Raw genomic sequence first — 19112 nt, 5'->3', positions numbered from 1 at the left:
GTCCGAAACCTTGCTCCAAAGGCGATATATTTGCGAATAACGTCATTGGAGTCCGAAAGCTTCAGCGGATGTACATGATTCGGTGGGATCGGACGATGGGTAAATGTGATTCGGCGGTATCGGACAGTGGATGAACATGATTCCGTGGTATCGGACGATGGAGCGATGTAATTCGGGGGCATCGACGATGGATGGATGTGATTCGCCGGGATCGGACGACAGATGACCATGATTCGGTAGCGTCCGAAGATGGTTGAATGTGATTCAGCGGTATCGGATAAGCGGAGCTATGATTCAGTGACATCAGACGGCGGTTGACTATGATTAGGCGTTACCGGACGACGAATGACTATGTTCGGTGGCATCGGTTTATCCGGATTAGAGACATATTGCAGCATGCCGTAACTACGGCCAAAAACGCAAAGCAGCGATCCTCCAGTAATAGGAGGATCGCTGCTTGCAGACTGTCTCATACGATGAAAAAAACACCCATGGACAACCCCTACTTTTCATTTAATCCGCTACTTAACGGAACATTCCCCACAAGCGGATTAAATGAAAGGTGTTGTTCGGATCGATTTTCTGCGCGATGATAAACTTTACAATTTGTTCTTCCTGTGTCGAGGTCAGTTTCTCGTTCAATACACCTGACGCTTTCCGTACCAATCTGCGAACAACCGCAGGATCCTGCAGCTCCTGTTTCGAGATGCCCTCAATCATACTTTTGATACGATCCTTCACAGTCGAGTTTTTCATCTTCAGCTTGATGCGATCCACCAACTGAGGGCTAATTCCGAATTGTTGATAACCCAAGTGTAGCACCTCCCGTCATATCCAATCTTTCACAGTATATGAGCCTTCGGTGCTACATGTGCCTAGTTAGTCAATTAATTCTCCTTGGAAGATCTGTTCACTCTGTAAATAATGCCGAAGAGATGCATATTCAGGTGATGTCCAAAAAGCTTCATCCTTAAGCAGCTCTGCGACATCATCCCGCGCCTGCTCCAGAATTTCAAAGTCAGCCGTCATATCTGCCAGCCGAAACTCCGGTAATCCACTCTGCTTTGTCCCAAAAAAATCCCCCGGTCCACGCAGCTCCAAATCCCTTCGGGAAATCTCAAATCCGTCATCCGTATCGGTCATGGCAGTCATTCGCTCACGTCCGATTTCAGATTTTGGATCAGCTACCAACACACAAAAAGAGGCATGCTGCCCTCTTCCTACCCGTCCACGTAACTGATGCAGCTGTGACAGACCAAAACGATCCGCATCCATAATGATCATCAATGTAGCATTAGGAACGTCTACACCAACCTCCACCACCGTAGTGGACACAAGCAGCTGCAGCTCATTGTTATAAAACGCCCGCATCACTTCATCTTTTTCAGCGGGAGTCATTTTCCCATGCAAAAGCCCAACTTTATAGCTAGGGAAAGCTTGGCTCATCTGAATATGCAAATCAATAGCATTCTGCACATCCAGCTTCTCTGACTCTTCAATGAGCGGACAGATCAAATAAGCCTGACGACCCAGATCAATTTCACGCTTAATCAGATTCAGCACACGATCCATGAGATCATGTTTTACCCAATAACTAGTTATAGGAACTCGGCCTTTCGGCCTTTCAGATAAAGTAGATACATCCATATCGCCAAAAACAGAGATCGCAAGTGTACGTGGAATAGGCGTCGCAGTCATCGTCAGTACATCCGGATTATATCCTTTTCGCCGCAATACACCACGCTGATTCACACCAAAACGATGCTGCTCATCAGTTACCACAAGACCCAGATCACGGAAAAATACATCCTCCTGAATCAAAGCATGTGTTCCTACCACGATATCAAGCATCCCCATTTGCAACGAGGCCAATAACTCTTTACGTTTTCGGCCAGTCACACTGCCCGTCAGGAGTCCTACAGTAATCCCAAACGGCTCAAACATCCTGGTAAGTGAACGCATATGCTGTTCTGCTAAAATCTCTGTGGGCACCATTAGTGCGCCCTGAAAACCAGATCTTACCGTAGCAAAAAGCGCCACAGCCGCAAGCACTGTTTTACCCGAGCCAACATCTCCTTGCAGCAGACGATTCATGCAATATGGTGAACGCAGATCATGTAAAATCTCCAGCTCTACACGTTTCTGTGCATCTGTAAGCTCAAAGGGCAGACTGCGCACGAACTGGCGTACCGTCGCGTTATCCACTGTGTGGACTACCCCATCCATCCGCCCGCGGTTCAGAACCCTGAACGCTTGCATCTTCAACTGGAACAGGAATAGTTCCTCATATACCATCCTACGGCGCCCCTGCTGCCCCTCACGAGTGTCCTCAGGCCTATGGATAGTGGCAATGGCCCGTTTACGCGGCATGAAGTCATATTCCCTCATAATAGAATGCGGTAAAATCTCTGGAATCAGATCCCCATACTGCTGAAGTCCCTGATTAATAACCTTCCTGATCCAGGACTGAGTGATCTTACCACCTACCGAATAGACTGGCTGCAGTGTTCCCGTCTTCCCTTCACCACGATCCGGAAATTCATAATCAGTCACTGTAATCTGATTGCGCTTCTGATCCCATTTTCCGGTCAGCACAATTTCCCGTCCCACAGTGAGTTGCTCTCTTACGTAATGGCGGTTAAACCAGGTTGCTGTGAACATCCATGGCTCTGCAACCATCTTACAGCTAAGACGTGACTTGCCGCCAAAACGCTGCAGTACAGGGATACCGATTACTTTTGCCTCAACGGTCACTTTATCCCCGTGTTTAGTCTCACTCAGCGAGCGGGGCCGATAATCCTCGTAGCGGAACGGATAATACTCTAATAAATCCTTTACTGTAAAGACGCCAAAGGCGTGAAGCTCGCTTTGCTTTTGAGCACTCACGCCAGTTATGTTTTTTACTTCAATTTGATTTAATGCCAGTGTCATATTTATCCCTCATTTTGCAGGCCAAATGAACACAGCTAATGTACCGTTACCGACATGGCTGCCCACGACAGGGCCGACGTTCGTCAGCACTTTTTCTTCCAAGGTGAAGTGTCCTGCAAGCTCATTCAGGAACTCCTCGCCGGAAGCCGGTTCAGCCGTATGACCTACGGCCACATTGATTTTGTTTACACCCTGCAGATCCCGCTTGAACAGTTCAATCATACGGGCGACAGCCTTCTTACGGCCTCTAACTTTCTCCACCGCATAAATAATACCTTCTGCATCAATGGACAATATCGGCTTAATATTCAGAAGTGTCCCCAGAATAGCGGAGGCTTTTCCAATTCTCCCGCCTTTTTGTAAATATTCAAGTGTATCTACTAAGAAGTAAAGCTTACGCGATTGACGTAGGCTTTCTACAGCCTCAAGTATCTCTTCAGGTCCTTTGCCTTCAGCAGACATTCTGGCAGCTTCCACTACCATAAATCCAAAACCATAAGAAGCGGAGAGAGAATCCACAACAGTGATCCCTTCTCCCTCTTCCTCCAGCATCGATTTAGCCAGCAATGCAGATTGATAAGTCCCGCTCAGTCCAGAAGAAATATGAAAGGAAAGGATAGAACAGCCCGGGTTACGCTCCAGAATACTGCGGTACACATTCATATATTCAACCGGTGAGGGTTGAGAAGTAGTCGGCAGCTGTGAGGTACGGGGAAGACGCTCATAGAACTGCTCCGGAGTCATATCCAGATTGTCCCTAAAAGCCTCTTCGCCGAACATTAAGGTCAACGGTACTACCTCAATTCCGTACGTTTCCGCCATTGCTGGCGGGATATCTGAAGTGCTGTCGGTGACGATAATGGTACGATTCATGGATTTTCTCCCCCAAGCTATAATTTTGCCAACTACGCAATAACAAATTTCTACTCCATTGTTAAAGAACCATTAATTCCTACCTATGGCTCTACAGAGAACAGATAATAATACAGGGGTTGGCCACCCTCATGAATCTCAACTTCCACATTCGGATAAGTCTCTTCCAGCCACTCACTCAAAGAATCAGTAGCCTCGAATTCTGTTTCTGCACCAATAAGGATCGTAACGATTTCGTCGCCATTCTCCAGCATATTGGATAACAGCGCCTGACTTGCAGCCAAAAGATCATCTGCAGCAGCAACAATTTTGGAATTAGAAATCCCAATAAATTGGCCCGATTTAATCTCCAGCTCATCAAAGCTTGTATCACGCACAGCGTTCGTTACTTGTCCGGACTTCACATGAGAGATTGCTTCCAGCATATTCTCAGAATTAGTCTCCACTGCATCTTCCTCTTGGAATGCAAAAGCTGCTGCTATTCCCTGCGGAATACTTTTACTTGGAATCACCGTAATCTCACGTTCGCCCTCTAGAAGATCTTTAGCTTGTTGAGCGGCAAGAACAATGTTCGAGTTATTTGGCAAAATATAAACATGCTTCGCAGATATGGAAGAAATCGCGTTCACGAAATCCTCAGTGCTAGGATTCATTGTCTGACCGCCAGCTAGGACTACGTCCACTCCAAGGCTTTTGAAAATGTCAGCAATACCTGCGCCAGATGATACCGCGATGAAGCCGTAAGGCGCCAAATCATCGGCCGGTGGTTCAGCAGGAGACATTTGCACTGCGCTCTTCTCATTCGGCATATCAGCGAATACATCAGGCATTGGTGCAATATCCATGCCCGCAGTCAGCAGGTCACGATGCTGCTCTCGCATATTAAGAATGTGAATCTGCGTGATCTCCCCATAAAGAAGAGCCAAGTTCATCACTTCACCTGGAGCCTTAGAGTGCACATGCACTTTAATCGTCTCATCATCCGAAATAACAATAATGGAGTCGCCATTAACTGACAACGCTTTCCTAAAAGCTTCCTCATCAAAATTGGTTCTCACGTTAACGCCTAACTGGCGATTAATGAAAAACTCCATATCATATAGAAATTCTATATCTTCAGTAGATAGCTGTGACTGCGCAGAAGACTGTACAGAAAACAGTTCACTTTCAGGTTTCGTTAATACGGGTTTAGGCGCTGGTGCAACTGGTGTGTGGGTTTGTCCTTGCACAGATTCAGACAGACCGGTAGTACTTCCATTCGTCAGATGCTGGTGAAACCCTTCATAAATGTAGACCAAACCTTGGCCGCCAGAATCTACAACACCGACTTGCTTCAATACAGGCAATTGCTCAGGCGTATAAGCTAAGGCTTCTTTTGCTTTGGCTAATACCTCTGTCATCAGCTCCACAACGTCAGTAGTACGGCGGGCATAATAAACAGCATGTCTTGCAGCCTCTTTAGCTACAGTAAGAATAGTTCCCTCTACAGGCTTTACAACTGCTTTATACGCAGCGTCCACTCCGGTTTGCAGCGCAGCAGCGAACTGCTGTGTATTAAGCTCATCATGTTGAGCCGCATACCTGCTAAACCCTCTGAATAACTGGGACAAAATAACGCCGGAATTCCCGCGAGCTCCCATTAATAAGCCCTTGGAGAGTACACCTGCACATTGGCCCACAGAAGTGGTGTTATTTTTCTTTAATTCATTCGCACCTGCGGTCATCGTCAAATTCATGTTTGTGCCGGTATCTCCATCTGGGACCGGAAAAACATTTAGGGAATTGACGTGTTCTGCATGCTGTTGCAGCTTATCCGCTCCAGCCAATACCATAGCGGTAAAATCTGTTCCGTTTATAGAACGCTTACTCAATTGAGAATTCCCCTTCCTAACTTCATGCCTAATCATTCTATGATTAACAGGACATAATGCACTAATTTACATTGTACTATAAGTATTAAAAGAAATAAATGTTTTTGAATCGGTTGACGTAGCAAAATTTGCTGTGATATTATAGATAAGTATTGTTTATGCAGGTGTTAGGAATAAGGAGGTGTAATCTATGTCCCGCAAATGTGCAGTAACAGGCAAGAAACCGAGCAGCGGCAACCACGTGTCTCACGCTAATAACCGCAACCGTCGTTCTTGGGGAGTTAACGTTCAGAAGGTCCGTATCCTCGTGAACGGTAAACCAAAACGCGTGTACGTCAGCACCCGTGCTTTGAAAGCCGGTAAAGTTGAACGCGTTTAGTCTTTAGCAATTTTAAGACCGAACGATAACTTATATGAAGCAAAAAGCACCCTTTACATTTGTAAGGTGCTTTTTTTCATGTTTTCTTTTCTTTTAGCGGCTTAACTCTTCTGAAATGTGTTCAATATTGCTTTAACAAAACCTCCCAAAAACCTTGGCAGCTTAAACGTGTAAAATTTCATGATTTACCCTCCCATCAATTCATGCCGTACGCAGGAGACTTTCCTCTTGTCAATAACGGAAACGAACTGCAGTCCTCCCTGCCAAAACAAAAAAGGCTACATGAGATTTCTGCTCATGTAACCATATTTATGCACCGAGGACTTGGCCTATACCTCTAGTCTCAATAGCCTATTTTTTTAACGCAGTGCAGATTCGGCTGCTTCTCGAATTCCGCGGATCGCCGCAGCACGATCACTCCGGCCAAAAACTGCATTCCCCGCTACCAAAACATCGGCTCCAGCTGCCACAACTAAGGGTGCTGTCTCTTCCGAGACTCCACCATCTACTTCGATCAATAAATCTGGATTCACTTCATTCGCCCATTCTCGAATTTGAATGATTTTGCGCAAAGTGTTAGGAATGAATGCTTGACCACCAAAGCCTGGATTAACGGTCATCACCAGAATCATATCCACATCCTCCAGCACCTCACGCACCGCTGAAGCCGGAGTACCCGGATTAATTGCTACACTTGCCTTCAGCCCCAGCTCCTTGATCTGATGAACCACACGATGCAAATGAACGCATGCCTCAGCGTGAACGGTGATCACACTTGCACCTGCTGCAGCAAAATCAGGGATATAACGTTCTGGTGACTCAATCATCAAGTGAACATCAAGTGGCAGCTTGGTATGTAACGATACAGCTTTTACAATAGGTGGACCCAATGTGATATTCGGCACAAAATGACCGTCCATTACATCCACATGTATCCAATCTCCACCACTGGCTTCCGCCTCTGCTACTTCTGGACCTAAACGCGCGAAATCCGCCGACAATAAAGATGGTGCTATTCGTATCATGATGTTAGTACCTCCGCTTTTTATCTTTCATTTCATTAAAAAACAGTTTGTAATGATCATAGCGACTATCCGCAATTTTCCCTGCTTTCCAAGCCTCTATTACACGGCAGCCTGGTTCATGCTGATGACTGCAGCCCCGGAACTTACAATCGGATGCATATTGAGCAAATTCACGAAAACAAGTGGACAGCTCTTCTACACCAAGCTCTAAGAAATCAAGCTGACTAAAACCTGGGGTATCTGCAACAAAACCTCCACCACCAATATCCATCAGCTCCACATGACGGGTCGTATGGCGACCACGTCCCAATCGTAAACTGATCTCTCCAGTCTCCAGTTTAAGCCCTGGAACAATACGATTCAATAAGGTGGACTTACCAACCCCCGATTGACCCGCAAAAACGCTAATACCACCAGTAAGCCGTTGTCTTAGCTCATCGCTTCCGGCACCAGTAAGTGAACTTGTGACCATCACTTCATATCCGATATCCTCATAAAGTTCTTTAACATAACGAGTAGCTTCACCATCATCATCCGCCAAATCCTGTTTAGTCAGAACAATTAGGGGTTCCAGACCCGAATGCTCAATATGAACTAGAAACTTGTCCAACAGATTCAGGTTCATATCGGGCTCTCGAACGGAGAATAAAAGGACTGCGAGCTTAACATTCGCTACAGGTGGACGAATCAGTTCAGATTCTCTAGGTAGAAGTTCATCCACCATTCCTTCTCCATGCTCAGTAAGTATATAAATAACCCGATCTCCAACTAGCGGAGCGATCCCTTTTTTCTTGAGAATTCCTCGGCCTCTGCATTGAACAGAATGCTCTTCAGTCGCAATTAATCCTTCGCGGAGCGGTTTCACATAATAATAACCGCTTAACGCCTTAACAATTATTCCTTCAGGCATACATAGTGAGCCTTCCTCTCCTGATTTTGCGAAAATGACCCAAGTCTGATATCCCCGGGTCATTTCGCTATGCCAACCGTTCAGGTTAAACCCTGTTTAGTTGTTGTTTTTATCTTTAGATTTATCCTTGCCTTTATTGTTGTGCTTATTATTGCCATTATTAGTCGATTCACTATTTATAGAACTATTGTTTACGAACCCTGTCTGATTCACCGCCCCGTTATTCCCTCCGTCATTCTCTGAACCTGAACCTGGCAAGATCTCCGGTTCAATCGTAGGTTCAATTGTAGGCGTAGGTTCAGTAGAAGGTGTTGGAGTTGGCTGTGGTGTTGCTATAACTGGTGGTTCAGGCTCCTGAACGGTTCCGTTCTTAGCATCGATATAAGGAATGACATAAGTATCCAAAAGTACACCGTCACGGGTAACAATAACTGAACCATCTTTATTAGGAGCCAATACTAGATTCACAGATAACACTTGGCTCTTTCCAATGGTACGTGTTCCCCAATCCTGCTTCTCTCCATTATTGCGCGCATCCACGAATTCGATACGAATCTTGCTCTTTTTTCCATCCTGAGCAGGAGCGACTGGCACATTAAAGGTATAATTCAGGGCTTCAGGTGGATAACCTGTACTTAAGTAAATCGTAATCGCTGTTCCAGGTGGAACAGAAGTACCTGTCCCCTTATCAAATGCCCAAGTCTTTGTTACTTTACCTTCTTCAATGCTGAAGCTGGATTCTTGTTTAACTTCTCCAAGAACAAGCTTGGCACCTTCCAGCAGCGCCTTTGCCTCACTCTCCGTCTTACCGATGAGATCTGGCAACAGTACACTTTCTTCTCCTTTACTAACGTAAAGGGTGATTTGAACCGTCTCAGGATCGAATTCTGTATTTAATGCAGGGTCAGATTTTACAATGAGACCTTCATCTGTATTTTCGTCATAGAGAGGTTTATTATCAATCCGGTCCTGGGCTACACCCAGCGCCATCAATGCTTTAACCGCATCATCAAAGCTCTTGTTAACTACATCTGGCATCTTGGGTAGTGGCTTAGCCGTATTCACAGTGAGTATTAGGGACGCTCCTTTTTTCACTTTGGCATCCTTTTCCCTACTTTGCTTAATGACCACATTCTCTTCAAAATTCGGACTGTAGTCATACAGAATAGGATCAGCAACCTCAAGCCCCAAATCCTCAAGCTCAGTTTGTGCTTGTTCTATCTGTTTACCTACTACATAAGGAACGGAAACCTCAGGAACAACTAGCTGTGATTTAACGTACCATACGAGACTGGCCATAGCCAACAGCAACAGCAAGGTAAGCCCAATCCATAATGTGGGTTTTGCCCATTGTTTTTTACCTTTGCTTGAAGGCACCGGTTCATCATCTTCATCACGAACCATCCGTTCCTCACGATGATTACGATTACCATTGCTTCTTTGAATCGGTTTTATCGCCGGGATAACCCGCGTACGATCCTCATCTTCTTCATCGTTGAACAGAATCTTCGCCTCACTGCGGCGCTCCGGCAATAAGCATGTTTCCAAATCCTGCAACATTTCTTTGGCAGAGTCGTACCGCTCTTCCGGATTTTTACGCATTGATCTCAGAATTACATTCTCAACGCTTTGCGGAATGAGTGGATTCAGAAGTTTTGGCTCTTCAAACTCTTCTTGCAGATGTTTTAAAGCTACACTAATCGGACTCTCTCCCAAGAAGGGCAGGCTTCCAGTAAGCATTTGATAAAGTACAATACCTAATGAATACAAGTCAGACTTTTCTCCTGTAGAGACACCTTTGGCATGCTCTGGCGAGAAATAATGTACTGAACCAACTACAGAACCAGTCTGTGTAATGGTTGTTGACGTAACTGCGCGGGCAATCCCAAAGTCGGTTACTTTCACCCGGCCGTTGCGTCCGATCAGGATATTATGTGGTTTTATATCACGATGAATAATTTGATTCTGATGCGCATGATCTAGGGCATCACAGATTTGTGAAGCGATCCGTACGGATTCATCAACCTGTAATGGCGCTCGTTCTTTTATAATTTCATTAAGATTCTGACCCTCAATATACTCCATGACAATGTAATGAATTTCGTCTTCTTGTCCTACATCGTATATGCTGACGACATTCGGATGAGACAAAGATGCGGCAGATTGCGCCTCACGCCTAAAACGGCGAATAAATTCCTCGTCATGCACAAACTGATTGCGCAATACTTTGATGGCGACATTTCGGTTTAAAAGAATGTCATGTGCTCTATAGACGAGCGCCATTCCACCTCCGCCGATCCGTTCGATGACTTGGTAACGGCCGCCCAATTCGTGACCGATCATCAATCCCACTCCTTTGTTTCGGGCACAGCGGCCTCTCCATGATGTTCTAACAAAGCGACGCTAATATTATCGCCACCGCCGGCGAGCAGTGCCAGCTGAAGTAAACGGTCCGCTCTTTCCTCTAACGATATCTCATGTATACCTGCTACTTTGCCTAAATGCTCATTTGTGACAAAGTTGCTTAAACCATCGCTGCATAGAAGCAAAATTTCCCCAGGTAGCAGAGCTATAGGCGCCATATCAACTTCAACCTCAGCATCTGTTCCAAGTGCCCTCGTCAGCACATTACGACGCGGATGATTATCCAATTCCTCCACACTGATCTGACCGTTCTTGAACAGCTCATTGACTAGCGTATGATCCTCGGTTAGTTGAACTGCCGCACTGTCTTTTATTAAATAGGCTCTGCTGTCTCCGATATGGCCAATATATCCGTTTGATCCATTCAAAAGAACAGCAACGACAGTAGTACCCATATTATGATACTTATCGTCACCGGAAGCCTCCCTGAACACAGTGCTGTTAGCTTCCAAAATAGCAGCTGACAACGCATCACGCAGAGCTTCGTCTTGAAGTCCAGACTCTAACCCGTCTAGGTTATTCCTCATTGTCTCCAAAGCGAGCCTGCTTGCGGTTTCACCAGCCTGATGTCCACCCATCCCATCGGCAATAATACCGAGTGTATAACCGTGGCGCGTCGCGCCGATCCAGACCGAATCCTCATTGACAGAGCGCACTCGGCCAATATCGCTGGCATGAACTGTTCTGATCAAATATCCTCACCCCAACTCCATATGTTTGGCACGCAGCTGTCCGCATGCGGCCGCGATATCATGGCCTTGCTCACGGCGAATAGTAACATTCACCCCGTTATCAGCCAAAATACGTTGAAACTCAAAGATATCATTGCGTGAAGTACGTACATATTTTCGCTCAGGCACATGGTTTACCGGAATCAAATTGACGTGGCACAGCATGCTCTTAAGCACCCCAGCCAATTCCTCAGCATGCTCCGGTTGGTCATTTACCCCGCCGATCAAGGCATATTCAAAGCTGACACGTCGTCCCGTCTTAGCTTGATAATAACGCAATGATTCAATTACATCATCAAACGGAAAACGGCGGTTAACAGGCATTAGCTTTGAACGCAAGGCGTCGTTAGGCGCATGAATCGAAATCGCCAGATTAATCTGGGTATCTTCTTCTGCAAATTTATAAATGCTCGGTACAATACCGCTGGTGGAAACAGTAATATGCCGTTGTCCGATATTTAAGCCCTTCTCATGAATCATAAGACGCAGGAATCTCATTGTTGCATCATAGTTCTCAAACGGTTCACCAGTACCCATGATAACAATGCTGCTGACACGTTCGCCGCGCGCATCCAGGATTTGTTGGGAACGTACAACCTGAGCTACAATTTCTCCCGCTGTCAAATCCCGTTTTAATCCACCGAGTGTGGAAGCACAGAAAGTACAGCCGATTCGGCATCCTACTTGGGTTGTTACGCAAACGCTATTGCCATAATTATGTTTCATGATAACTGTTTCGATAGCATGATCGTCATGCAATCCAAACAGGAATTTTACAGTTCCATCTTTAGATTCCATTTTAGTAATTTCAGTTAATGCTGCAATAGAGAATTGTTCATTCAGCTTCTGGCGAAGCCCTTTGGACAAATTGCTCATTGCTTCGAAGTCATTCACACGTTTTACATACAGCCAATCAAAAATTTGTCCACCACGAAAAGCAGGCTCACCATTGTCTTTCGCCCACTGTTGTAACTCTTCTAAAGAAAAATCATATATTAAAGGTTTCATTATTATCTACACCTGTTCTTTCATAAGGATATGCGTATTATTTCTCATTCTTCCTATTTTAACACAAATTTCAGAGACGGTAAAAGAAAACGCCCGCCGTACGGTAGCCCGGCGGGCGGAGGATACTACAATTGTCAGAAAATTTGCTATATTACAAGACTCTCTGGAGCTTAGAAATATAGAACCCGTCGCTCCCATAATGATGGGGCAGCAGTTGAATTCCATCACCCTCAGCCAGCGCGGTACCCTCCAGCCTGTCCCACAATGGTGAAGCAAAGGTCACTGCGGTGAAATAAGGATTCTGCTTCAAAAAGTCAGCTACTACTTCACTATTTTCCGCTTGTTCAGTCGTACAGGTACTATATACCAGAATGCCACCCGGTTTCAACAGTTTAGAGACCGACTGCAGCAACTCCCGCTGCAATGATGCTACACTAGCCACATCTTCCGGCTGCTTACGCCATTTGAGGTCTGGCTTACGGCGAATTACGCCGAGTCCAGAGCAAGGTGCGTCGAGAAGAATTCTATCAAAGGATTGATGCTCTAACGTGTGCTCCAGCTCCAGCGCGTCTGCACTGCCTGTAGATACACAATCAAGACCTAAACGTTCTGCTTGATCTGAGATCAATTTCGCTTTATGCAAATGCAGATCATTAGCATAAATCGATCCTTCATCTTTCATGAGCTCGCCCATATGTGCTGTTTTGCCCCCAGGAGCAGCGCAACAGTCAAGCACTCTCATGCCAGGCTCCGGAGCTACCGCTTCAGCTACAAGCATAGAACTCTCATCCTGAACGGAGATATATCCATCACGATACCAGGAGGTGAGTGCCAGGTTTCCGCCGCCTTTCACAACAATGCCATAGGGACTAACATCAGATGCTGAAGCTTGCAGACCTTGTTCAATCATCTGGTTCAGCAGAGCTTCACGACTGATCATCGTTGTATTCACGCGTACACTGACCGCAGGCGGCTCATTGTTTGATGCACAAATAGCTTCCGCCGTGTCGGCACCGTACTCGGTAATCCAACGTTCCACTAACCACAACGGATGTGAATATAATATCGATATCCGCTGCGCTTGACTTAGTCCCTCAGGCAGAACTGGCAGATCACCAGCACGCAATACACTGCGCAGCACGCCGTTAACCATCCCTGAGATTCCCTGGTGGCCTTTTTTCTTCGCTATATTAACAGCCTCATTTACAGCTGCATGGGACGGTATACGATCGAGATACATAATTTGATATAAACTAAACCGCAGTAAATTACGGACCCATGGCTGCAGTTTGGCTATCCCTTTACTAACAAATCCTTCAAGCACATAATCCAGGGTGTTCATCCGCGAAATAGAGCCATAGACAAGTTCTGTGACCAATCCGGCATCTTCTCTGCTAAGCGTTGCCTTCTGTAGACTGCTGTTGAGCAGCAAATTGCTATAAGCACCTTGCTGCTCAACTTTAACCATTATATCAAGCGCGATTTCCCGGGCAGAAGCAGGGGTAACCTTACCCTTGTTGCCAGCTCTGCCGTTGTTGCCAACTGCTTTAGAGTTATTCCCCTGTCTCTTACCAGCGCTAGGATTTACTGCTGATCGGCCAACACCATTTCCACCGCCGCTCAACCTAACACCGTCCCTGGCTTCATAACAGCACCACGGCTAAAATCGGCCGCACTCATTGCTTTTTTGCCAGCAGGTTGAACCGTTGTCAGCAGCAGACTTCCGTCACCTGTTTTCACTTCGACACCTCGTTCAGTTACAGAAAGCACCGTTCCTGGAGCACTATCACTTGCTTTCTGCGCTTCAGGCAGCTTAGAAGCCCAAGCTTTAAAGGTCTCACCATTCCAGAGCGTAAATGCGCCGGAAAAAGGAACTAATCCACGAATTCGATTATAGTTGTCACGTGAGCTAGCGTTCCAATCCAAGCGTTCATCCTCGCGATTAAGGTTAGGGGCATAAGTTGCCTCACTATCGTCTTGCTGAACAGCTTGAACTTTTCCGCTTACTAAACGTGGCATTTCAGACTTTAACAGATCTCGTCCAGCCAGGCTCAGCTTCTCAAAAAGAGTTCCAGAGGTATCCTCATCCTCAATAGCCACTTCGACACGAGAGATCATGTCACCGGTATCCAGCCCCTCAGCCATATACATCAAAGTAACGCCGGTCACTTTCTCACCATTGATGATACTGCGCTGAATCGGAGCACCTCCCCGATATTTAGGAAGCAACGAACCGTGTACATTCACACAACCATTCCGCGGTAAGTCCAACACAGCTTTAGGCAAAATTTGACCATAAGCAGCCGTGACGATCAAATCCGGCTCATAAGCTGCCAGCTCGGCGACTGCCTCAGGACGACGCATGCGTTCTGGCTGAAGCACAGGTAATCCGAGAGCTAATGCGGCTTCCTTAACTGGTGAAGGAGCCAAGATCTTTTTTCTCCCCTGCGGACGATCTGGTTGGGTGATGACAGCTACAACTTCATAGCCTTCATCTACCAGCATTTGCAAGCTTGGCACCGCAAAAGCTGGAGTTCCCATGAATACAATCTTCATATTCCTCACTCCTCAGTCTCGTTAGCAGTCATCTCGTATACTTTTTCAGCGATATCTGTAAATAGAACTCCATTCAAATGGTCAATCTCATGCTGAAAAGCCCGGGCAAGTAAACCACTGCCGGTTATCGTAATCTCTTTTCCCTCACGGTTAAGGCCACGTACAGTTACAGTCTCCGCACGGCGAACATCACCATTCAAGCCAGGAATACTAAGACATCCTTCTGGTCCTAGCTGTTCACCTTCCATGCTGATGATTTCAGGGTTAATCATTTTGATCAATCCATGCTCTTCATCCGCATCCACCACAATTAGACGTTTCAAAATTCCGACTTGGGGTGCCGCCAGCCCTACTCCTTCAGCGTCATACATCGTATGTGCCATATCATCCAGCAATTTTTTAACATTAGGAGTAACTACAGCTACTTCTTTAGCTTTTTTGTGCAATACTTCATCCGGTTCTTTAACGATCAAACGTATAGCCATTACAAAACACCTTCCCGTTCTGAACATTTCTATATTTAAAGTCAATTGATAAAGCTCTTTTTTTACATTGTAACATGATACGGATTTACATCAACATCTGCGGATCCACATCAATGCTGATCTGAAGACCGGTATCCCGCACAGAATCCTCTAACTCTTCAGCCACTTGGCGGACAAGTCCAATCACATCGATGGCGCCGCGCCATTTTATCATACACTGGAATCTATATCTACCCTTTAATCGAGGGATAGGTGATGCCACAGGACCCAACAGATCTAACACATCGCTGGTTAGCTTATCGAGACTTCCAAACCACCTTAGCTGTCTGGCCTTTCCCTGAAGATTCAGAGCATAATTCTCTGCCATCCGCAGTAGAAGCGGCAGCTGTTCATGAGACAATGTGACCAGAATGAGTCTGCAATATGGCGGATAATGGAGGCCTCTGCGATGCTTCAGCTCTTCACGTACAAAAGAGAGATAGTCATGTCCGCTGGCATGAATAATAGAATAATGCTCTGGCGTATAGGACTGAACGACCACTTCGCCTGGAAGCTGGTGCCGGCCTGCTCTGCCTGCAACTTGTGTAAGCAATTGGAATGTCTTCTCTGCTGCGCGAAAATCGGGCAGGTTCAAAGCTGAATCTGCTGTGATTACACCAACAAGAGTGACATCTGGAAAATCCAGTCCCTTTGCTACCATCTGAGTGCCCAGGAGAACATCCGCTTTTTTGTCTCGGAATTGGTTCAGCAGCTTCTCATGTGAGCCCTTTTCTGTTGTTGTGTCCACATCCATACGAATCACTCGTATGCCTGGGAACAGCTTACCAAGCTCTTCCTCCACCCGCTGTGTACCCGTTCCGAAAAACCGGATATGCTCACTCCCACACTCCGGACAAAGCTTAGGTGCTGGTTCAGCATGTCCGCAATAATGACAACGCAAATTGTCACTACGGCTATGATACGTTAGTGAGATATCACATTCTGGACAACCGGCTACGTAACCACAGCTACGACACATGACAAAGGTTGAGAAACCTCTACGGTTAAGCAGCAGCACCGTCTGTTCTCCGCGTTCCAGCCTCTCTTCCAGTGCTGAATGAAGCTTTCGGCTGAACATCGAACGGTTGCCTTCTTTAAGCTCTTCCCGCATGTCTACTACGTTCACCTTTGGAAGTTCATTTCCAAGCGCACGGGTAGGCATTTCTAGCAGTACCGGTGAAAAGTGAATATCACTCTGCGATCTTGCAGCATGATAGCTTTCCAGCGAAGGCGTAGCAGAACCTAGAATCACAGCTGCCCCACACTGTTCCGCTCTACGAATAGCAGCATCACGGGCATGATATTTCGGATTCTCCTCCTGTTTATAAGAGGTCTCATGTTCTTCATCCATAATAATCAACCCTAGGTTGGAGAAAGGAGCAAACACGGCCGATCTTGCGCCTACAGCGACTGTGGCCTTTCCTTCACGGATTTTACGCCACTCATCGTATCGCTCACCAACAGACAGCCGGCTATGCATAACCGCGACCCCGCTGCCGAACCGCCCCTTAAACCGCTCCACCATTTGTGGTGTTAAAGCAATCTCTGGCACAAGAACAACAGCCTGTCTGCCCTGATCTAAACAGCGTTTAATACATTGCAAATAGATCTCTGTCTTACCACTACCCGTAACTCCATGAAGCAGAAATACTTCGTGAAGCTGCTCCTCTAAGGTTCGAGAAATTCTTGTATATACGACCTCTTGTTCCGCAGTAAGCGGTAGAGGTGTGGTAGGTTTAAAATCTCGCCCTTGATAAGGATCGCGATAGACTTCAATTTCACTGATCTCGATAAAACCTTTTTCCTCCAAGGCCTTTACAGTACTTGCCGTTACTTGGAGTGCAGACAAAACTTCTTTAAGAGCCATGGGGAGTGTAGCTTCCATATCAACTAAAAAGCTCAGAACTTCCTTCTGGCGTGCGGATTTTTTTGGGAATTTGTTCAAAGCCTCACGGGCAGCAGTGACACCTATCGCCAGATCGACTGCCTTGAGCTTTTTCTTGCCCATTTTATCCTTAATGGATTGACTCTCTATAAGTACTCCACGCCGCAGCATGAACTTCACCGTCTCAGCAGCCTCAGGAAATGCACGAGTAAGCTGCTTCATGGAAACTTCGCCACTACGTCCAATAAATTCTGTGATTAGTCGTTCCTCATCCCCTGTGTCGGCAAACATTGGGAACAATTCATCCTCTGGAAATGCTGTCTCTTCCTGCACATCTCCAAGTGAAATCAGCCGTTCTGCCTTCCCTTTTAGAGCGGTGGGCAACATCGCTTGCAGTGCTGAAATTCGTCTACATGCATATCTTTTACTCATCCAGTCCGCAAGCTCAACTAATTCAGGAGATAAAGGCGGAAGCAAATCCAACACTTCTTGAATAGGCTTCAGGCTAGGACTCACTAGGGTCTCGCCTGATTCTAGAGATACTACAAAACCTTGGACTGTCCGGTGCCCAAACGGAACGGCTACCCGACTGCCCACTTCAATCCATAACTTCAGGGATTCTGGAATACTATAATCAAATGGCCGGTCAGTGCTGCGTACAGGCACATCCACAATGACCTTGGCGATATCCATTATAATGAAGCTCCAGTAATCCGCTCTGCCACGAGCGTCAGCAAATGACGAGCAACCTCATCCTTCGACAATTGTGGCAATTCAAGCACCAATCCATTCACATCATATATCGAAACGATATTCGTATCCGCTCCAAATCCGGCTCCTGCAGCCGCTACATTGTTAGCAACGATGAGATCGCAGTTTTTGCGGACCAGCTTGTCCTTAGCATAAAATTCCGTATTGCCCGTTTCCGCAGCAAAGCCGACCAAAAACTGCTTGTTTTTGGTCTTACCGAGTGTTTCCAGAATATCCGTTGTCTTCACAAGCTCAAGCGTCATCGTCTCTCCGCTTTTTTTAATCTTGGAAGGCTCACTATGCTTCGGACGGTAATCCGATACAGCAGCCGCCTTGATCATAATGTCGCAGCTGTCCCACAGTGCGGTAACTGCTTCATACATTTCCTGTGCAGATTGAACACGAATGACTGAAATCTCTGGTTCCTGTGGAGGAGCCTCATCTGTACGCGCAGCAATCAACGTTACCTCAGCACCCATAGCACGTGCAGCACGTGCTAGCGCGAAGCCCATTTTACCGGATGAATCATTGGAGATATAACGCACTGGATCAATCCGTTCTACCGTTCCACCCGCTGTGATGACGATTTTTTTACCCGCAAGAGGTTTGGATGCGACGCTTGCTTGGTGTGCAAAAAAATTCTCAACCACACTCACAATAGCCTCTGGCTCTTCTAGCCGACCTTTGCCAACGTATCCACATGCCAGCAGTCCTTCACCAGGCTCAATAAACTGAATGCCCCGGCTAGCGAGAATATTCAAATTATTAAGTACAGCTGGATGCTGATACATATGAACATTCATAGCTGGTGCAACCATAATAGGAGCCGTAGTAGCAAGCAGTGTAGTAGATAACATATCATCGGCGATCCCGTGTGCCATTTTGGCAATTATATTTGCGGTTGCGGGTGCTACCAGCACAAGATCCGCAGCATCTGCCAGATCAATATGTGAAATGGAGGATGGATCTCTCTCCTGGAATGTATCGCTATATACTCGTTGCTTCGATAGTGACTGTAGAGTTAATTCTGTAATGAACTGCTTCGCCGAAGCTGTCATAATGACATGAACCTCGGCTCCTTTTTGGACAAGCTTACTGGTCAAGGACGCCGCTTTATAAGCAGCAATTCCTCCTGTGATCCCAAGTAAAATAGTCTTCCCCTTCAAGCTCTTCAACATGATCTCCCCCCTGTTCCCTACTCTTACAACGAATGGCTATCTTTACGACGAGAAAAAAATAACAACC

17 protein-coding genes are annotated in these 19112 nt (G+C 46.3%); 1 reads left to right on the top strand and 16 read right to left on the bottom strand.

The window, feature by feature from the left end; all coding sequences use genetic code 11:
- Window positions 1-287: 287 nt before the first annotated feature.
- From NYE35_RS12840 to NYE35_RS12820, 5 genes are all read right to left on the bottom strand, one after another.
- Window positions 288-473 carry a hypothetical protein gene (locus tag NYE35_RS12840; RefSeq protein WP_141118525.1) on the bottom strand — a complete coding sequence of 62 codons (186 nt, stop codon included), beginning with the start codon at window positions 471-473 and terminating at the stop codon, window positions 288-290.
- 52 nt (window positions 474-525) lie between these two features.
- Entirely contained in the window at window positions 526-813 is a 288-nt protein-coding gene (locus tag NYE35_RS12835) for a stage VI sporulation protein F (protein ID WP_036686212.1), read from the bottom strand.
- Window positions 814-879: 66 nt separating this feature from the next.
- On the bottom strand, window positions 880-2931 hold the full coding sequence (gene recG, locus NYE35_RS12830) for an ATP-dependent DNA helicase RecG (protein ID WP_036686210.1): 2052 nt from the start codon (window positions 2929-2931) through the stop codon (window positions 880-882).
- 9 nt (window positions 2932-2940) lie between these two features.
- The gene (locus NYE35_RS12825; RefSeq protein WP_036686209.1) at window positions 2941-3804 is read right to left on the bottom strand and encodes a DegV family protein; all 864 of its coding nucleotides are present in this window, start codon (window positions 3802-3804) and stop codon (window positions 2941-2943) included.
- A gap of 83 nt (window positions 3805-3887) precedes the next feature.
- The gene (locus NYE35_RS12820) at window positions 3888-5675 is read right to left on the bottom strand and encodes a DAK2 domain-containing protein (protein ID WP_076212670.1); all 1788 of its coding nucleotides are present in this window, start codon (window positions 5673-5675) and stop codon (window positions 3888-3890) included.
- A 190-nt stretch (window positions 5676-5865) separates the two neighbouring features.
- On the opposite strand from NYE35_RS12820, the gene rpmB reads away from it, so the two are divergent.
- Entirely contained in the window at window positions 5866-6054 is a 189-nt protein-coding gene (gene rpmB, locus NYE35_RS12815) for a 50S ribosomal protein L28 (RefSeq protein ID WP_036686205.1), read from the top strand.
- 101 nt (window positions 6055-6155) lie between these two features.
- On the opposite strand, the gene spoVM is transcribed toward rpmB, so the two are convergent.
- From spoVM to coaBC, 11 genes are all read right to left on the bottom strand, one after another.
- Window positions 6156-6236, bottom strand: coding sequence for a stage V sporulation protein SpoVM (gene spoVM / locus NYE35_RS12810; protein WP_020431362.1), 81 nt, complete (start codon window positions 6234-6236; stop codon window positions 6156-6158).
- A 177-nt stretch (window positions 6237-6413) separates the two neighbouring features.
- Window positions 6414-7079, bottom strand: coding sequence for a ribulose-phosphate 3-epimerase (rpe, locus tag NYE35_RS12805; protein WP_036686202.1), 666 nt, complete (start codon window positions 7077-7079; stop codon window positions 6414-6416).
- Between the two features lie 4 nt (window positions 7080-7083).
- A complete protein-coding gene (gene rsgA, locus NYE35_RS12800) occupies window positions 7084-7989 on the bottom strand; it encodes a ribosome small subunit-dependent GTPase A (RefSeq protein WP_036686201.1) in 906 nt (301 codons plus the stop codon).
- A 96-nt stretch (window positions 7990-8085) separates the two neighbouring features.
- A complete protein-coding gene (gene pknB / locus NYE35_RS12795) occupies window positions 8086-10332 on the bottom strand; it encodes a Stk1 family PASTA domain-containing Ser/Thr kinase (RefSeq protein WP_341121155.1) in 2247 nt (748 codons plus the stop codon).
- On the bottom strand, window positions 10332-11105 hold the full coding sequence (locus NYE35_RS12790) for a Stp1/IreP family PP2C-type Ser/Thr phosphatase (protein WP_076099575.1): 774 nt from the start codon (window positions 11103-11105) through the stop codon (window positions 10332-10334). The genes pknB and NYE35_RS12790 overlap by 1 nt, the downstream gene beginning before the upstream one ends.
- Window positions 11106-11111: 6 nt before the next feature.
- The gene (gene rlmN, locus NYE35_RS12785) at window positions 11112-12152 is read right to left on the bottom strand and encodes a 23S rRNA (adenine(2503)-C(2))-methyltransferase RlmN (protein WP_036686196.1); all 1041 of its coding nucleotides are present in this window, start codon (window positions 12150-12152) and stop codon (window positions 11112-11114) included.
- 151 nt (window positions 12153-12303) lie between these two features.
- The gene (gene rsmB, locus NYE35_RS12780) at window positions 12304-13620 is read right to left on the bottom strand and encodes a 16S rRNA (cytosine(967)-C(5))-methyltransferase RsmB (RefSeq protein WP_445321970.1); all 1317 of its coding nucleotides are present in this window, start codon (window positions 13618-13620) and stop codon (window positions 12304-12306) included.
- A 152-nt stretch (window positions 13621-13772) separates the two neighbouring features.
- Entirely contained in the window at window positions 13773-14708 is a 936-nt protein-coding gene (fmt, locus tag NYE35_RS12775) for a methionyl-tRNA formyltransferase (protein WP_076212679.1), read from the bottom strand.
- 5 nt (window positions 14709-14713) lie between these two features.
- A complete protein-coding gene (def, locus tag NYE35_RS12770; RefSeq protein WP_036686193.1) occupies window positions 14714-15193 on the bottom strand; it encodes a peptide deformylase in 480 nt (159 codons plus the stop codon).
- A gap of 85 nt (window positions 15194-15278) precedes the next feature.
- Window positions 15279-17810 (bottom strand): primosomal protein N', encoded by a 2532-nt coding sequence (priA, locus tag NYE35_RS12765; protein WP_341121153.1) that lies wholly within the window; start codon window positions 17808-17810, stop codon window positions 15279-15281.
- Complete coding sequence (gene coaBC, locus NYE35_RS12760; protein ID WP_076099572.1) at window positions 17810-19045, bottom strand: bifunctional phosphopantothenoylcysteine decarboxylase/phosphopantothenate--cysteine ligase CoaBC; 1236 nt, start codon at window positions 19043-19045, stop codon at window positions 17810-17812. The genes priA and coaBC overlap by 1 nt, the downstream gene beginning before the upstream one ends.
- Window positions 19046-19112 lie beyond the last annotated feature (67 nt).

The organism is Paenibacillus sp. FSL L8-0494, assembly GCF_038003695.1.
Taxonomy (GTDB): Bacteria; Bacillota; Bacilli; order Paenibacillales; family Paenibacillaceae; genus Paenibacillus_AQ; species Paenibacillus_AQ odorifer.
The sequence above is the reverse complement of the archived record's forward strand: the minus strand, read 5'-3'. Positions and strand labels throughout refer to the sequence as shown.